The 14,181-nt window shown below is 73.4% G+C and carries 15 protein-coding genes; 5 read left to right on the top strand and 10 right to left on the bottom strand.

The window, feature by feature from the left end:
* A partial coding sequence (locus tag IE332_RS40610) for an aldehyde dehydrogenase family protein (protein ID WP_229928276.1) occupies window positions 1-384 on the top strand: 384 nt, incomplete at its 5' end.
* Window positions 385-635: 251 nt separating this feature from the next.
* The gene (locus IE332_RS03545; protein ID WP_189913598.1) at window positions 636-959 is read left to right on the top strand and encodes a nuclear transport factor 2-like protein; all 324 of its coding nucleotides are present in this window, start codon (window positions 636-638) and stop codon (window positions 957-959) included.
* 57 nt (window positions 960-1,016) lie between these two features.
* Here the strand turns inward: IE332_RS03545 and IE332_RS03550 are convergent, their stop codons facing one another.
* Window positions 1,017-2,237 carry a serine hydrolase domain-containing protein gene (locus IE332_RS03550; RefSeq protein WP_189913599.1) on the bottom strand — a complete coding sequence of 407 codons (1,221 nt, stop codon included), beginning with the start codon at window positions 2,235-2,237 and terminating at the stop codon, window positions 1,017-1,019.
* 102 nt (window positions 2,238-2,339) lie between these two features.
* Here IE332_RS03550 and IE332_RS03555 point away from each other — a divergent pair, with 102 nt between their 5' ends.
* The 3 genes from IE332_RS03555 (at window position 2,340) to IE332_RS03565 (ending at window position 5,829) form a co-directional block, all read left to right on the top strand.
* Window positions 2,340-2,858 (top strand): NUDIX hydrolase, encoded by a 519-nt coding sequence (locus IE332_RS03555; protein WP_189913600.1) that lies wholly within the window; start codon window positions 2,340-2,342, stop codon window positions 2,856-2,858.
* A gap of 86 nt (window positions 2,859-2,944) precedes the next feature.
* A complete protein-coding gene (locus IE332_RS03560) occupies window positions 2,945-3,781 on the top strand; it encodes a TetR/AcrR family transcriptional regulator (protein WP_189913601.1) in 837 nt (278 codons plus the stop codon).
* A gap of 218 nt (window positions 3,782-3,999) precedes the next feature.
* Window positions 4,000-5,829 carry a hypothetical protein gene (locus tag IE332_RS03565; RefSeq protein WP_189913602.1) on the top strand — a complete coding sequence of 610 codons (1,830 nt, stop codon included), beginning with the start codon at window positions 4,000-4,002 and terminating at the stop codon, window positions 5,827-5,829.
* Window positions 5,830-5,992: 163 nt separating this feature from the next.
* Here IE332_RS03565 and IE332_RS03570 read toward each other — a convergent pair whose 3' ends face one another.
* The 9 genes from IE332_RS03570 to IE332_RS03610 form a co-directional block, all read right to left on the bottom strand.
* On the bottom strand, window positions 5,993-7,042 hold the full coding sequence (locus IE332_RS03570) for a TetR/AcrR family transcriptional regulator C-terminal domain-containing protein (RefSeq protein WP_189913603.1): 1,050 nt from the start codon (window positions 7,040-7,042) through the stop codon (window positions 5,993-5,995).
* 109 nt (window positions 7,043-7,151) lie between these two features.
* On the bottom strand, window positions 7,152-7,862 hold the full coding sequence (locus IE332_RS03575; RefSeq protein ID WP_189913604.1) for a spermidine synthase family protein: 711 nt from the start codon (window positions 7,860-7,862) through the stop codon (window positions 7,152-7,154).
* Between the two features lie 149 nt (window positions 7,863-8,011).
* Window positions 8,012-9,067, bottom strand: coding sequence for a YeiH family protein (locus IE332_RS03580; protein WP_189914065.1), 1,056 nt, complete (start codon window positions 9,065-9,067; stop codon window positions 8,012-8,014).
* Window positions 9,068-9,126: 59 nt separating this feature from the next.
* On the bottom strand, window positions 9,127-9,708 hold the full coding sequence (locus IE332_RS03585; protein WP_189913605.1) for a cysteine dioxygenase family protein: 582 nt from the start codon (window positions 9,706-9,708) through the stop codon (window positions 9,127-9,129).
* Between the two features lie 107 nt (window positions 9,709-9,815).
* Window positions 9,816-10,721 (bottom strand): LysR family transcriptional regulator, encoded by a 906-nt coding sequence (locus IE332_RS03590; RefSeq protein ID WP_189914066.1) that lies wholly within the window; start codon window positions 10,719-10,721, stop codon window positions 9,816-9,818.
* 204 nt (window positions 10,722-10,925) lie between these two features.
* Complete coding sequence (locus IE332_RS03595; RefSeq protein ID WP_189913606.1) at window positions 10,926-11,795, bottom strand: amino acid ABC transporter permease; 870 nt, start codon at window positions 11,793-11,795, stop codon at window positions 10,926-10,928.
* The gene (locus IE332_RS03600) at window positions 11,792-12,436 is read right to left on the bottom strand and encodes an amino acid ABC transporter permease (RefSeq protein WP_189913607.1); all 645 of its coding nucleotides are present in this window, start codon (window positions 12,434-12,436) and stop codon (window positions 11,792-11,794) included. Before IE332_RS03600 ends, IE332_RS03595 begins: the two co-directional genes overlap by 4 nt.
* A 15-nt stretch (window positions 12,437-12,451) precedes the next feature.
* Window positions 12,452-13,333, bottom strand: a complete 882-nt coding sequence (locus tag IE332_RS03605) for a glutamate ABC transporter substrate-binding protein (RefSeq protein ID WP_229928338.1) — start codon at window positions 13,331-13,333, stop codon at window positions 12,452-12,454.
* A gap of 72 nt (window positions 13,334-13,405) precedes the next feature.
* Window positions 13,406-14,134 carry an amino acid ABC transporter ATP-binding protein gene (locus IE332_RS03610; protein WP_189914067.1) on the bottom strand — a complete coding sequence of 243 codons (729 nt, stop codon included), beginning with the start codon at window positions 14,132-14,134 and terminating at the stop codon, window positions 13,406-13,408.
* Window positions 14,135-14,181 lie beyond the last annotated feature (47 nt).

Below are 14,181 nucleotides of genomic sequence, written 5' to 3' on the forward strand. Positions count from 1 at the left end.
GCCGGCGGGTACTACGTGACGCCGACCGTCTTCGAGGGCGACAACTCGATGCGGGTCTTCCAGGAGGAGATCTTCGGCCCGGTCGTCTCGGTGACCCGCTTCGACGGCTTCGACCAGGCCGTGGCCCTCGCCAACGACACCCAGTACGGGCTCGGCGCGGGCGTGTGGACCCGCAGCCTCAACACCGCCCACCGGGCCGGACGCGCCATCCAGGCTGGCCGTGTGTGGACGAACTGCTACCACGCCTACCCGGCCCATGCCGCCTTCGGCGGCTACAAGAACTCCGGGATCGGGCGCGAGAACCACAAGACGCTGCTGGAGCACTACCAGCAGACCAAGAACCTGCTGGTCAGCTACTCCCCCGACGCGGTCGGCTTCTTCTAGGCCGGGCCCGGGGCAGGCGCGGGCCGGGCTCGAACCCGGCTCACGGCAAAGGTGGAGCGGGAGGCCGGGGCCGGCCTCCCGCTCCACCGCCACTCCCCGTGGCGGACTGTCAGGACAAATCGCCTGTTTCTGGATCTAAGCACATGAATGCACCGATTTTTCCGACGCGCCGCCGACATGCCCGAACGGCCCGCGCGAACGCCGTAGACAGGACTCCCCCGTCCGCTCATCCCCGTTGGGAGTCCCGGCAGATGACCATTTCCCCCGCCAAGCTCAGCGACCCCGCCGTCCGCGCCTTCGTCACCGCGGTCAACGCGGGCGACCGCGCGGCCTTCCTGGCCGCGCTCACCCCGGACGCGACCATGTCCGACGACGGCTCCGACCGCGACCTGTCGCAGTGGATCGACCGGGAGATCTTCACCTCGAACGGCCGCATGGACGTCCAGACCGAGTCGAGCGGGGGCCACGCGCTGGTCGCCAACTTCACCAACGAGACCTGGGGCGAGATGCGCACGGCCTGGCGCTTCACCGTCGACGGCGGGAAGATCAGCCGCTTCGAGACCGGCCAGGCGTAGCCCCGCGTCCGGTGACGCCACCGCGCCCGGGCCCCCGCGCCCAGGCCCGCCCCGCGCTCAGGACAGCCCCAGGCACCCCCGCACCGCGCGGATCAGGTTCCGCGAGCGGGCGTCCCCGGTCACCCCGGGCTGCATGCCGTTGGTGACGTACCCGAAGCCCAGGCCCAGGTCCGGATCGGCGAAGCCCAGCGAGCCGCCCCGCCCCGGGTGCCCGAAGCTCGCCGGGGAGGCCATCGGCGCGGTCGGGCCGTGCCGCCAGAAGCCCAGGCCGAAGGTGGAGTTGACGATCAGCACCCGGTCCGGGCCGCTCACCGCCGGGCCGACCGCGCGGGTCAGCACCTCCGGTCCGAGCAGCGGCGGCAGCAGCGCCCCGGAGCCGTCCGGGCGGTCGGCCGCGCCGATCAGCGCCGCGTAGAACCGGGCCAGCGAACGGGCGGTGCCGATCCCGCCGGCGCCGGGGATCTCGGCCGCCTGCACCGCCGGATCGTTGAGGTCCACCCCGGGGCGCACCGAGGCGAAGGAGCGGGCGGTCAGCGAGGTCGGGTCCTGGTAGGCGTCGCGGACGGACTGCTTGGGCCGCAGCCGCAGGCCACTCGGCCCGGTCCGGGCGGCCTCGGGGGCGGGCAGGTCGACCAGCTTGCCGACCCGCGGCGCGGCCCCGGCCGGCAGCCCGATCCACAGGTCCAGCCCGAGCGGCCGGGCAATCTCCTCGGCGAAGTACTGCCCGACCGTCCTCCCGCTCACCCGCCGCACCACCTCGCCGACCAGCCAGCCGAAGGTGTACGGGTGGTAGCCGTGCGCAGTGCCGGGCTCCCAGGCGGGCGCCTGCGCGGCGACGGCGGCGGCCGCGCGCTCCCAGGTGAGCACGTCCTCCAGCCGCAGCGGCACGTCCAGCGCGGGCACCCCGGCCTGGTGCGAGAGCAGCCAGCGCACCGGCACCCCGCCCTTGCCCTCGGCCGCGAACTCCGGCCAGTACGAGGCCACCGGCGCGTCCGGGTCCAGCAGACCGCGCTCGACCGCCAGCAGCGCGGTGGTCGCGGTCAGGCCCTTCGTGACCGAGCGCAGCACCTGGGCGGTGTCCGCCGTCCACGGCACCGCCGGCGCGGGCCGCCCGCCGACCTCGGGCCGGGCGTCGCCGCCCCACAGGTCGACCACCTTGCGGCCGCGCACGTACAGTGCGAAGGCCGCGCCGAGTTCGCCGAACTCCGCGAAGTTCCGCGCGAAGGCCGCCCGTACGGGCTCGAACCCCTCGGCCGTCTCGCCCCAGATCTCCACCATCGCGTGCCGCCTTCAGCCCGTCCCGATCCCGATCGTCCGCCCGCGTTCGATGGTTCGTGGAAATCCGTTCGGACCGGGCCCCGAAACCCTAACCTGTCCACCATGACCAACCCTGCCGAAGAGCTGCTGGACGTCGTCGACGAGCAGGACCGGGTGATCGGGACCGCTCTGCGCGGCGAGGTCTACCGACGCGGCCTGACCCACCGCTGCGTCTTCATCCTGGTCCGCGACCCGGCCGGACGGATCTTCGTCCACCGCCGCACCGGCACCAAGCTGTTCGCCCCCGGCGCGTACGACATGTTCGTCGGCGGCGTCGTCGGCTCCGGCGAGAGCTACCCCGAGGCCGCCGTCCGCGAGGCCGAGGAGGAGCTCGGCGTCCACGGCGTCGCCCCGCGCCCGCTGTTCAAGTTCCTCTTCCGGGAGCCCGACGGCGGCAAGCTCAGCTGGTGGTGCGACATGTACGAGGCCGACTGGGACGGGCCGGTCTCCCCGCAGGAGTCCGAGATCGCCTGGCACGCCTGGCTCACCCCCGGGGAGCTCGCCGAGCGCCTCACCCGCGACACCTTCGTCCCCGACGGCGTCGAGGCCTACCGCCGCTACCTGGAATTCCGGGCCGGGTAGGCCGCACGGGCGGCGGTGGCGCCCGCGCCTGCCCCGGCGAGCCGGCCGCATGGGCCACCGGACGGCCGCCGGATAGGCTGGCGCGCATGGCCTCCCGTACGCCGTCCCCGACGGCCGACCGAGCAGCACGGACCTCCGCACCCGACCGGGCGGCGGCGGGTGCGCGGCCCCGCCGGCGGCTGAGCGTGGACGAGCGGCGGGAGCAGCTGATCGCCGTGGCGCTGGAGCTGTTCAGCCGGCGCCCGCCGGAGGAGGTGTCCATCGACGACATCGCCGCCGCCGCGGGCGCCTCCCGGCCGCTGGTGTACCACTACTTCCCGGGCAAGCAGGCGCTGTACGAGGAGTCGCTGCGGCGGGCCGGGCAGGAGCTGTCGGCCCGCTTCGAGGAGCCCATGGAGGGGCCGCTGTCCGAGCGGCTGTACCGGGTGATGGGCCGCTACCTGGACTTCGTGCAGAGCCACGGGCCGGGCTTCGCGGCTCTGCTGCGGGGCGGCTCGGTGGCGGCCAGCGCGGGCACCTCGGCGGTGATCGACGAGGTGCGCCGGGCCGCGCAGGAGCAGATCCTGGCCCATCTGGCGCTCCCCTCGCCCAGTGCCGGGCTGCGACTGACCGTCCGCGCCTGGATCGCCAACGCCGAGATCACCTCGCTGGAGTGGCTGGGCGAGCGCTCGGTGCCGCTGGAGGAACTGCAGCTGCACCTGGTGCAGGAGTTCGTCGCGTCGCTCACCCTCACCGCGGCGCGGGAGCCGGCGCTCGCCGCCGAACTGGGCTCCTTCTTCGCCGACGAGCGCCCGGAGGGCCCGACCGGGCGCCTGGTGCAGGACCTCGCCGGGCTGCTGGCCGTCCCGGGGATCCTCGACGCGGTCACCGCGCTCGCCACTGGGACCCCCGGCGAACCGGCCGCCGGAACCGCCACCGGCTGAGGCCGGGTGACGTCGGGTGAGGTCGGCCCGGCGGTCGGACCGATCGTCGGACCGGCGGTCACCGCACCGGCCCGAGTGATCATCGGGTCATCCTGCGGTTCGGTCCCGACGGTGGGCTCTGATAGGAATGGGCGGGGATCCGACGGCACGCCACCTCGGCGGGCCCGGTCCCACCCGAACCACCGACGGCAGACGGAGCAGAGCGGGGGGCTCACCAGTTGACCCAGGACGTCCAGTTCAGCGCGGAGGGCAATCCCTTCGCAGCGGCCGAGCAGGTCTGCGCGACCCTCGGCACGCTCACCGACGCCCTCTTCGACGAGCACACCTCGCGCCACCCGGCGGCCTCGCTGAGTGCCCTGCGAGCCACCGGGCACCCCGCCGCCGAGGCGCTGTTCGGCCTGCCGCTGGCCCCCAACGGCCCGGTGTACACCGCCCTCGACCGGCTCGGCACCGTGATCACCGCCGGCACCGCCCGGCCCGGCACCGGTGAGCGGATCGCCGACCGGGCGATCGGCGCACTGCAGTCCCGCTACGGCGGCGGGGCGGTGCGCGGCGCGATCGCCGACCGGGGCACCACCTCGGCAGCGCTCTTCCAGCTGCCGGTCACCGGCGAGTTCGCCGACGCCAAGCTGCGCCCGCCGTTCGCCCCCGCGCTGGCCGCGCTGGCCGCCGGACAGCAGACCCGGCAGCCGGTCGAACTGCCCACCGGCTCGGGCGCCGAGGTCCGGCTGGTCGTCCCGCCCGGCTTCCACCCGCTGACCTCCCCCGCCGGGCACCCCGGCGTCTCCGCCCGGACGGTGCCCCCGCTGCCCGCCGACGCGGACCCGGCCGACCGGACCACCCCGGCCACCGCGGCGGCGGCCGCGGAGCTGACCGGTCATCTGGCCGAGGTCGCCGAGGAACTGTTCAGCGCCACCGGCACCGAGGCCCGCCGGGACTTCGCGGTGCTCTCCGCCACCCTGGCCGACCTGACCCACGACGCGGGCGTCGCGTACGCCGGAATCTGCGCCCTGGAGCTGGACGGCCGCGCCTCGGACGCCGCCCTCGTCATCTCGCTCGCCCGGCACCCGCTGCCGATCACCGCGCTCGCCACCGAACTGGCCACCGTCCGACGGCACGCCGAGGTGTGGACGGTCCTGCTGCCGGCCGGCCCGGCCGCCGTCCTGGTCGAGGGACGGACCGTCCCGGTGCCCGGACCGCTGGCCGGCGACGGACAGCGGCGCTGGGTGGTCACCTCGGCCGTCCAGGCCTTCGTACCGCTGCCGGACGGCGGGACGGTGCTGTGCGCCCAGCTGTCCACGGCGCGGCCGGAGGACTGGGAGCTGTACACCGAGGCGTTCGCGGAGCTGCTGAAGAGCATCCAGTTCGGCTGGGACGGCGAAGCGGCCCAGGCACCCGCTCCGGCTGTGGCTGTGGCTGCTCCGGCGGTGGCCGCCCCGGCCGTGGCTCCCGTCGAGGAGACGCGGACGGAGGAGCCGCAGGAGGTGCCGGTCCACCTGCGCGGCACTCCGGTGCGCGTACCGCCCGCGGACTTCAACCCCTTCGCGCCGGTCGCCGAGTCCCCCGCCACCGGTGCGCACACCACCGCGGCCGAGCCGAACGAGGCGGACCGGCCCAAGGGCACGCCGGTCATGATCCCCCCGCCGGACTTCAACCCCTTCGCCATGGACAGCCTCCCGAGCCCGGCAGGCGACGCGGCACCCGCCGTCCAGCCCGCCGCGGCGCCCCCGGCCGCCGACCCGTTCGGCACGACGGTCGCGGCCGAGCAGAAGCACGACCCCTTCGGCACCACCCTCGCCCCGCAGGGCCCGGCCGTCCCGCCACCGCCCTCGGCCCCGCCGATCGTCCCGGATCCCGTCGCGGCGGCGCCGGCCACCGCGCCGGAGACCGCGGACGGCGAGGAGGACCGGCCCAAGGGCACGCCGGTCATGATCCCCCCGCCGGACTTCGACCCCTTCGCCATGATGGACGTCCCGTCCGCACCGCCGGCGGAGCCCGCGGCGGCACCCCAGGCCGACGCACCGCCGGAGCACCGCCCCTTCGGCTGAGCCACGGGCACGAACCCGGGCACGGGTACAGGCACGGGCACGGGCACGGGCACAGGCCGCGAACAACGAACAGCTGACAGATTTCAGATTTCGTTCGCTGAAATCTGAAATCTGTCAGCTGTCAGCTGTCTCCTGTCAGACGTCCCCCGCCAGCCGTCCCCGCTCAGCTCCCAGCCGCTCCCCGGCGCGCGATCACGGTCTCGATCCCGTCCAGCATCCGCGCCATCCCGAACTCGAACAGCGCCTCCAGGCTCAGGTCGATCTCCGGCCCCCGGCTCATCGCGTCGAACATCGGGAACCGCTCCGGGTCCGACATCAGCCGGTCGTGGTCCTCGGTGCCCAGGTGGTCCATCCACTCGTCCGCGGACAGCCCGCTGTCCTGCTCGGCCTGCGCCTCCCGCTCGAAATGCACTGCCAGCCCGCACACGAACGCCGCCAGCGCGACGGCGGCCTGGGCCATCTCATCCCAGCTCAGCCCCAGTCCCGCCAGCGCCGCCATCGAGCGCTCGGTGTGCAGCGCCGCATCGGGCGCGAGCACCGGCCGGGTGAAGGACATCGTGGACGCCAGCCACGGGTGCCGCCGGTAGATCCGCCACTGCAGCCGGGCGACCGTCTCCAGCCCCTCCCGCCAGCCCGACGCCGGTGACTCGGGCAGCGGCTGCTCGCCGAAGGCCACGTCCATCATCAGCCGCAACAGCTCGTCCTTGCCGGGCACATGGCGGTAGAGCGACATCGTCGCGACCCCCAGGTCGGTCGCGACCCGGCGCATCGACAGCGCCGCCAGGCCCTCCGCGTCCGCCACCTGGACGGCCGCCGCCACGATCCGCGCCCGGGTGAGGTCGCGCTCGCCGCCTCCCCTCGCCCGCCGCACCCCGGACGCGCCCGACACCTCCCGCGCGCCCGGAGCGACCGCGCCGCCTCCGGACCCCTTGGCCTCGACCACGTTCGCACCGGCCGCCGTCCCACCAGCCACCGTCGCGCCGGCCACCGATCCACCGACCACCACCGTCCCCACCCCGGGAACGGCCCGAACCAGCCCCTCCTCCCGCAGCCGGTTCAGCACCTTGGTCGCCGTGGCCATCGCCACGCCCCACTCCTGGGTGATCCGCCGGGTCGACGGCACCCGTGCTCCGGGCGCCAACTCCCCTGCCACGATGCGCCGTCGAAGCTCGGCCGCGATCCGCTCCGAGGGAGTCCCGCTCTCAGCCACCACCCACCACCACCGTCCGCCAGACCCTCAACTGCCCCGGGGGAACGCCGGATCGGCGGCAAGCCCCCAGCCGATCACCACCAACTGCCCGACCCGTAGGCCGGGTTCATCCTCAGCTCGCGCGCCGGGCCAGGTGCACGACGTCCGGCACCCCTCGGGACACCGGGATCTCGTGCGTCACGACGTCCGCGAAGCCCGCCGCCCGCAGCGCCTCCTCGAAGGCCGTCGACGGCTGCGCGCTCCACACCGCCAGCACCCCGCCCGGCCGCAGCCGGTGCCAGAGCACCGCGAGCCCGTCGGCGCCGTACAGACCGTTGTTGGAGTCGGTGACGGTCCAGTCCGGCCCGTTGTCGATGTCCAGGCACAGCGCGTCGTAGCGCTCGCCGTCCGCCGCCGCGAGGTACTCCAGCAGGTCGGTGTGGAGCACCGCGACCCGCTCGTCCTCCAGCGCGCCGTCCGAGAAGGCGCCGAGGGGGCCGTTCCGGTGCCAGTCGATGATCGCGGTCTCCCGCTCGACGATGGCGATCCGCCCCCAGCGCGGCTCGGCCACCGCGTACGCGAGCGAGAAGCCGACCCCGAGGCCGCCGATCAGCACGGTCGGCCGCTCGGTCCGGCTGCCGGTGCGGTCCAGCTCGTCCAGCGCGGCCTGGATGAGCAGCCGCTCCGAGCGCCCGTCGGCGGTGTCCATCAGAAAGCAGCCGTTGGCGATGATCTCGAAGTGCCCACCGCGCTGCCGCAACACCACCTCGCCGTACGGGCCCTCCCGTCGGTCGAGCGTGACGACGGCCTCGGGGCCGTCCCGTTCGGGCAGTGCGGTGGTCATGCGTTCTCCTCGGCGAATGCGGGCGGACGGCGGAGAACTCCGGCGAACGCGCGCGAACTCGGCTGTGGAACCGTCCCGGTGCGGTCGCGGGACCGTCCCGGTGCGGACGAGTACCCGCCCGACAATAGCCGAGTCCGCGCCGGTGCCCGTCAGGTCGTGATCAGTACTCCCGCGTAGGAGACGCCGGCCACGACGACCCAGGATCCGAGCCCGAGCAGGGCGATCCGCCCACCGGTGCGGGCCATGGTCGGCAGGTGCACGGCGCTGCCCAGACCGAACAGCGCGGCGGCCAGCAGCAGTTCCTGGGTGTCCCCGGCCAGCCCGAGCGCCCGCTCGGGCAGCACCCCGGTGGTCCGCAGGACGATCATCGCGAGGAACCCCGCCACGAACAGCGGCACGATCGGCGGACGGCTCCCGGTCTTCACCGACTCCCCGGCCGCCCCGCCCGCAGCACCCGCCCCGCCCGCAGCACCGACACCCGCACCCGCCCTCGCCACCCGCAGGTTCCGCCGCACCACCACGGCCACCCCCGCGACCAGCGGCGCCAGCAGCACCACCCGCATCAGCTTGACCAGGACGGCCTCCCGCAGCGCCCCCGCCCCGCCGGTCTGCGCGGTGGCGACGACCTGCCCGACGTCGTGCACGCTGGCGCCGACCCAGCGCCCGAACTCGACCTCGCCGAGCCCGAGCGGCTGCTGGAGCAGCGGCAGGACGGCGATCGCCAGCGTCCCGCACAGGGTGACCAGCGCGACCGAGGCCGCGACGTCCTCCTCCTCGCTGCCCGCCGCCTGGCTGACCGCGCCGATCGCCGAGGCGCCGCAGATCGAGTACCCGGTGGCGACCAGCAGCGGCTGGTCGCCGGGCAGGCCGAGCCGCCGGCCCAGCCAGAGCGTGCCCGCGAAGGTGGCCGCGACGACAGCGAGCACCATGGCGACGGTGGCCCAGCCGAGGCCGAGCACGTCGTCCAGGCTGAGCTTGAGCCCGAGCAGGACGATCCCGATCCGCATCAGCCGCTTCCCGGCCGTGGACAGTCCGGGCCGGGCGATCCCGCGGACCACCGGGCGCAGCCCGGGCAGGTGGGCCGCCGCCATGCCGAGCACGACGGCGGCGGTGAGCTTGGGCACGGCCGGTACGGCCGCGTGGACGCCCAGGGCGGCGGCCACGCCGAGGGCCGCGAGCAGCAGTCCGGGGGCGTCCCCGCGCATCGGGGGCAGGGAGTGGGTACGGGCAGCGCGCTGCCGGAGGCTCAGTGCCACGCCGCCGCTCACTGCTCCTGGTCGGCGGGCAGCCGGTAGACCCGCCGGATGCTGGTGCCCAGCCGCGAGACGTCCGCGCCGTAGACGTGGATGGAGATGGCCGTGGTGCTGCAGGAGTTGCGGACCAGGTGGATGTCGCCGGGCGGGGCGAAGGCGGCGACGGTGCCGGCCGGGCCGGCCACGTGCTCGGTCTCGACCAGCCGGGCGGTGCGTCCGTCGGAGACCAGCCGGTAGCGGGTCTCGCTCTCCTGGCCGCGGTGGACGCCGGCCACGCACCACGAGACGTGGTCGTGGATCGGGGTCCGCTGTCCGGGCAGCCAGACCAGGGCGACGACGGAGAAGCCGCCGTCCTCCTCGGCGTGCAGGACGTGCTGTCGGTAGCACTGCGGGTCGCCCTCGCACTGGGCGGGGGTGAGCAGGGCGTCGGGCCCGTCCGGGTCGGCGTGCAGGTGCGGGGCGAGGCGTTCGCCGACCAGGTAGGCGGTGAGCTCCGGGGGCAGCCCGCGGTCCACGACGGCGCGGATCTCACTGATCAGCGCGGTCATCCGCTCGGTGAGCCGGTCGCTGTCGACCGTGGCTGGGGGTGTCATGCCAGCAGGTTCGGGCCTGCCGACCTATCACGTCCAAGGAGGGTTCGTAAGCCATTCCCCTACCCGTCCTTATGGGTCACTCGCCGGCACCCCGCCGACCCCCTCCCTCAGCACCCCACCCGGCTCGCCGCCGCCTGCCGCAGATGGTCCAGCACCAGCGCGGTGGCCGGGATCCGGCGGTGCTCCCGGAGCACGTACGCGCCCACCTGCCGGCGCAGGTGCGGTTCGACGGCGCGCCCCGTGACCTTGCGGTGGCACATGAAGGAGAGCACCAGCGCGGGCATCAGCGCGATCCCGACCCCGGCGGCGACGAGCGACTGCACCGCGAGGTTGTCGTCGGTGGAGAAGACGATGTCGGGCGCGAAGCCCTCCTCCGCGCACACGTGCAGCAGGTTGGCCCGGCAGCGGGGGCAGCCGGCGATCCAGCGCTCGCCGTCGAGGTCGGCCAGCCGGACGGCGTGCCGGCGGCCGAGCGGGTGCCCGACCGGCAGCAGCACCGTGAGCAGGTCCTCCATCAGCGGGATCTCGTCCAGCCCGTCCGGCACCTCGGTGGCCGCGCCCGGGTAGCGGAAGGCGAGCGCGATGTCGCACTCCCCGCGCAGCAGCCGCTGGACGGAGTCGGGCGGCTCGGCTTCGAGCAGCTCCACCCGCACGCCGGGGTGCTCGGCCAGCAGCCGGGCCATCGCCTCGGGTATCAGGGTGGCGTTGGCGCTGGGGAAGGCGCAGACCCGTACCCGCCCGGCACGGAGCCGGGCGAGCGCGGCGAGCTGCTGCTGGGCTGCGGACATGCTGCCGAGGATCAGTTCGGCGTGCCGGGAGAGCGCCTCGCCCGCCTCGGTGAGCCGCAGTCCGCGTCCGGCGCGGGTGAACAGCGGCACGCCGACGGTGCGTTCGAGGGCCTTCATCTGCTGGGTGATGGCGGGCTGGGTGTAGCCGAGTTCGCGGGCGGCGGCCGAGTACGAGCCGGCCCGGACGACTTCGTGGAAGGTCCTGATGTGCCGCGAGTCGAACACCGGCTCCATGGCCCTCCCGTCCGGGTCGTCGTCCTCCGGGCCGTCGGGCGGTCCCGGCCGGCCCCGCAATCATAAGAGGAAATTGGAGTTCCCGACCCCGACCCATCCCGCACCTATGGTTAAGCCTCGAACCACGCCCCCCACTGCTGTTCCGACTCTCTGCTGTCCCCCACTCACCGCGGCCCGACTCACCGCCGCGCCGACTCACTGCTGCGCCGACGGCGGCAGCCCCATCGCCACGCCCGCCTTGACCACCGGCGCTCCGCCCCGGGTGCTCGGACTGCGCCGGCTGCGCTTCTCGACGAAGCGGGCGAGCCAGGAGAGCAGCAGACACATGCCGATGTAGATCGGGGCGATCACGATCACCACCGGGATGAACGGCAGGTCGTAGTCCAGGTTGGTGGCGATCAGCTTGCCCGCGTGCAGGAACTCCTCGTAGGTGATCAGGAAGCCCAGCGAGGTGTCCTTGAGCGCGACCACCAGCTGGCTGATGATGGCCGGCAGCATCGCCCGGTTGGCCTGCGGCACCAGCACGTACGTCATCACCTGGGTCTTGCGCATGCCCAGCGCGAACGCCGCCTCGCGCTGCCCCCGGGGCACCGCGAGCACGCCGGCCCGGAACACCTCGGCCAGCACCGAGCCGTTGTAGAGCACCAGCCCGGCCACCAGCGCCCAGAGCGGCTGCACCTTCAGGGCGACGAACACGAAGAAGATCATCACCAGCACCGGCATGGCCCGGAAGAACTCCACCACCAGCGTGGCGAACCAGCGCACCACCCGGTGGTCGGACAGCCGCCCGGCCGCGAACAGCGCGCCGAAGGGCAGGGCGAACAGCACCGTCCAGCCGAAGGCCTGCAGCGTGTTGCCGAGCCCGCGCAGCAGCAGGTCCTGTACGCCCCGGTACTCGAAGGGCTGCCACTTGGCGTAGGTGAACTGGTGGGTGTGGAACATCATGTAGACCAGCCAGCCGATCACGGCCGCGATCAGCAGCAGCGCGATCCCGCCGTACAGCCGGTGCCGGGCGAGGGCCTTCGGGCCGGGGATGTCGTACAGCGCCGAGGATTCGACCGTCATCGGGACACCGCCACTCGTCGTTCCAGCAGGTTGAAGACGGCGCTGACGGCCAGGGTGATGATCAGGTAGCCGACGGCGATCCAGACGAAGGTCCAGACGATGCTGTAACCCAGCTCGTTGATGGTCCGGTAGGTGCCCAGGAGCTCGGTGACGCTGAACGAACCGGCGATCGCCGTGTTCTTCGCCAGCGCGATCATCACACTGCCGATCGGCGCCACCACCGAGCGGTACGCCTGCGGCAGCACCACCAGGCTCATCGTCTGCCCGAAGCTCATGCCCAGGCTCCGGGCCGCCTCGCCCTGCCCCGTCGGCACGGTGTTGACGCCCGAGCGCATCGCCTCGCAGACGAAGGCCGAGGTGTAGCAGCCGAGCGCGAGCACCGCGAAGGTGTAGAAGGGCAGGGTGATGTCGAACCGGGGCAGGCCCAGCACGACGATGAAGAACAGCAGGGTCAGCGGGGTGTTGCGCAGGACCGTCACCCACACCGTCCCGAACACCCGCAGCGGTCTGACCGGCGAGACCCGGAAGCCCGCGATCAGCACCCCCAGCACCAGCGACAGCACGGCGCTCACCGCGAAGAGCGAGAGCGTGCCGAGGAAGCCGTCCCAGTAGGTCGACCAGTTGTCGGTCAGCGTTTTCACGGCGCGGCCGCCCTCTCAGTACCGGTTGATCTGCGGCGGGGTCGGCGCGGCTTCACCGGAGAGGCCGAGGGTCGCCTCGAAGGCCTTCTTCCAGTCGCCGTTCTGTTCGTGCTGCTCCAGCGCGTCGTTCAGCGCCGACCGCAGCACGGTGTCGTTCTTCGGCACCCCGATCCCGTACGGCTCGGTCGAGAACAGCGGGCCGACCACCTTGAGCTCGTCCGGCACCTTGGCCGCGTAACCGAGCAGGATCGCGTTGTCCGTGGTCACGGCGTCCACCTGGCCGGTGATCAGGTTGTCCACGCAGGCCGAGTAGGTGTCGTAGCCGATCAGCTTGGCCTGCGGGTACTGCGACTTGATCCGCTGGTACGGCGTCGAGCCGGCCGCCGAGCAGACCTTCTTCCCTTTCAGGTCGTCCGGGCCGTGGATGCTCGTGTTGTTCTTCTGCACCAGCAGCGACTGCCCGGCGACGAAGTACGGCCCGGCGAAGCCCACCAGCTTCTTCCGGTTGTCGTTGATGGTGTACGTGCCCACGTAGTAGTCCACCTGGCCGTTCTGCAGCGCGGTCTCGCGGTTGGCCGAGGCGATGGTCTTGAACTGGATCTTGTCCGGCGGGAAGCCGAGGGAGGCGCCGAGCATCTTGGCGATCTCGATGTCGAAGCCGGCGTACACACCGGTGGCCGGGTTCTTCTGGCCCAGGTAGGGCTGGTCCTCCTTGGCCCCGACCACCAGGTGGCCCCGGCCGCGGGCGGCGTCCAGGGTCGACGAGCCGGTGATCGCGGAGGCGTCCTGCACCTGGTAGCTGGGCAGCGCGCTGGGCTGCGGACCCTTGGGCGGCGGGGTGCCGGCCTTCCCGCAGCCCGCCGCCAGCGCGGTGAGCAGCAGGGCGGCGGCGAGCACCCGGGACCGTACCCTCGCGCCGGCCTTCCTCGCCCGCGCTCCGGGCGTCGTCTCACGGTTCACGGCGCCGCCTCAGTGCTTCAGGATCTTGGACAGGAAGTCCCGGGCGCGCTCGCTCTCGGGGGCGCTGAAGAAGTCCTCCGGGGCACGGTCCTCGACGACCCGGCCGTCCGCCATGAACACCACCCGGTTCGCGGAGGCCCGGGCGAAGCCCATCTCGTGGGTGACCACGATCATCGTCATGCCCTCGTGCGCGAGCTGGCGCATGACGTCCAGCACCTCGTTGATCATCTCGGGGTCGAGCGCCGAGGTCGGCTCGTCGAACAGCAGGGCCTTGGGGTCCATCGCCAGCGCCCGGGCGATCGCGACCCGCTGCTGCTGCCCGCCGGAGAGCTGGGCCGGGTACTTGTCGGCCTGCGACTCCAGGCCCACCCGCTCCAGCAGCGCGCGGGACTTGGCGTCGGCCTCCGCCTTGGGGCGGCCGCGCACCTTGATCTGCGCCAGCGAGACGTTCTGCAGCACGGTCTTGTGCGCGAACAGGTTGAAGGACTGGAACACCATGCCGACCTCGGCGCGCAGCCGGGCGAGCCCCTTGCCCTCCGCGGGCAACGGCTCGCCGTCGATCAGGATGGTGCCGTTCTCGATCGGCTCCAGCCGGTTGATCGCCCGGCAGAGCGTGGACTTGCCGGAGCCGGACGGCCCGATGACCACGACGACCTCGCCGCGGCCCACCGTCAGTTCGATGTCCTGCAGCACGTGCAGGTCGCCGAAGTGCTTGTTGACCCCGCGCAGCTCGATCAGCGGGGTGAAGGTCTGGCCGCCGCCCGCGGCCGGTTCCGGAGCTGTCG

Origin of the sequence: Kitasatospora xanthocidica (genome assembly GCF_014656195.1) — a bacterium.
Lineage (GTDB): Bacteria > Actinomycetota > Actinomycetes > Streptomycetales > Streptomycetaceae > Kitasatospora > Kitasatospora xanthocidica.

What these genes read in the sequence shown, in the direction of transcription:
- IE332_RS03545 (WP_189913598.1), top strand. Translation starts at nt 636, where the DNA reads ATGACCATTTCCCCCGCCAAGCTCAGCGACCCCGCCGTCCGCGCCTTC.
- IE332_RS03550 (WP_189913599.1), bottom strand. Translation starts at nt 2,237, where the DNA reads ATGGTGGAGATCTGGGGCGAGACGGCCGAGGGGTTCGAGCCCGTACGG.
- IE332_RS03555 (WP_189913600.1), top strand. Translation starts at nt 2,340, where the DNA reads ATGACCAACCCTGCCGAAGAGCTGCTGGACGTCGTCGACGAGCAGGAC.
- IE332_RS03560 (WP_189913601.1), top strand. Translation starts at nt 2,945, where the DNA reads ATGGCCTCCCGTACGCCGTCCCCGACGGCCGACCGAGCAGCACGGACC.
- IE332_RS03575 (WP_189913604.1), bottom strand. Translation starts at nt 7,862, where the DNA reads ATGACCACCGCACTGCCCGAACGGGACGGCCCCGAGGCCGTCGTCACG.
- IE332_RS03580 (WP_189914065.1), bottom strand. Translation starts at nt 9,067, where the DNA reads ATGCGCGGGGACGCCCCCGGACTGCTGCTCGCGGCCCTCGGCGTGGCC.
- IE332_RS03585 (WP_189913605.1), bottom strand. Translation starts at nt 9,708, where the DNA reads ATGACACCCCCAGCCACGGTCGACAGCGACCGGCTCACCGAGCGGATG.
- IE332_RS03595 (WP_189913606.1), bottom strand. Translation starts at nt 11,795, where the DNA reads ATGACGGTCGAATCCTCGGCGCTGTACGACATCCCCGGCCCGAAGGCC.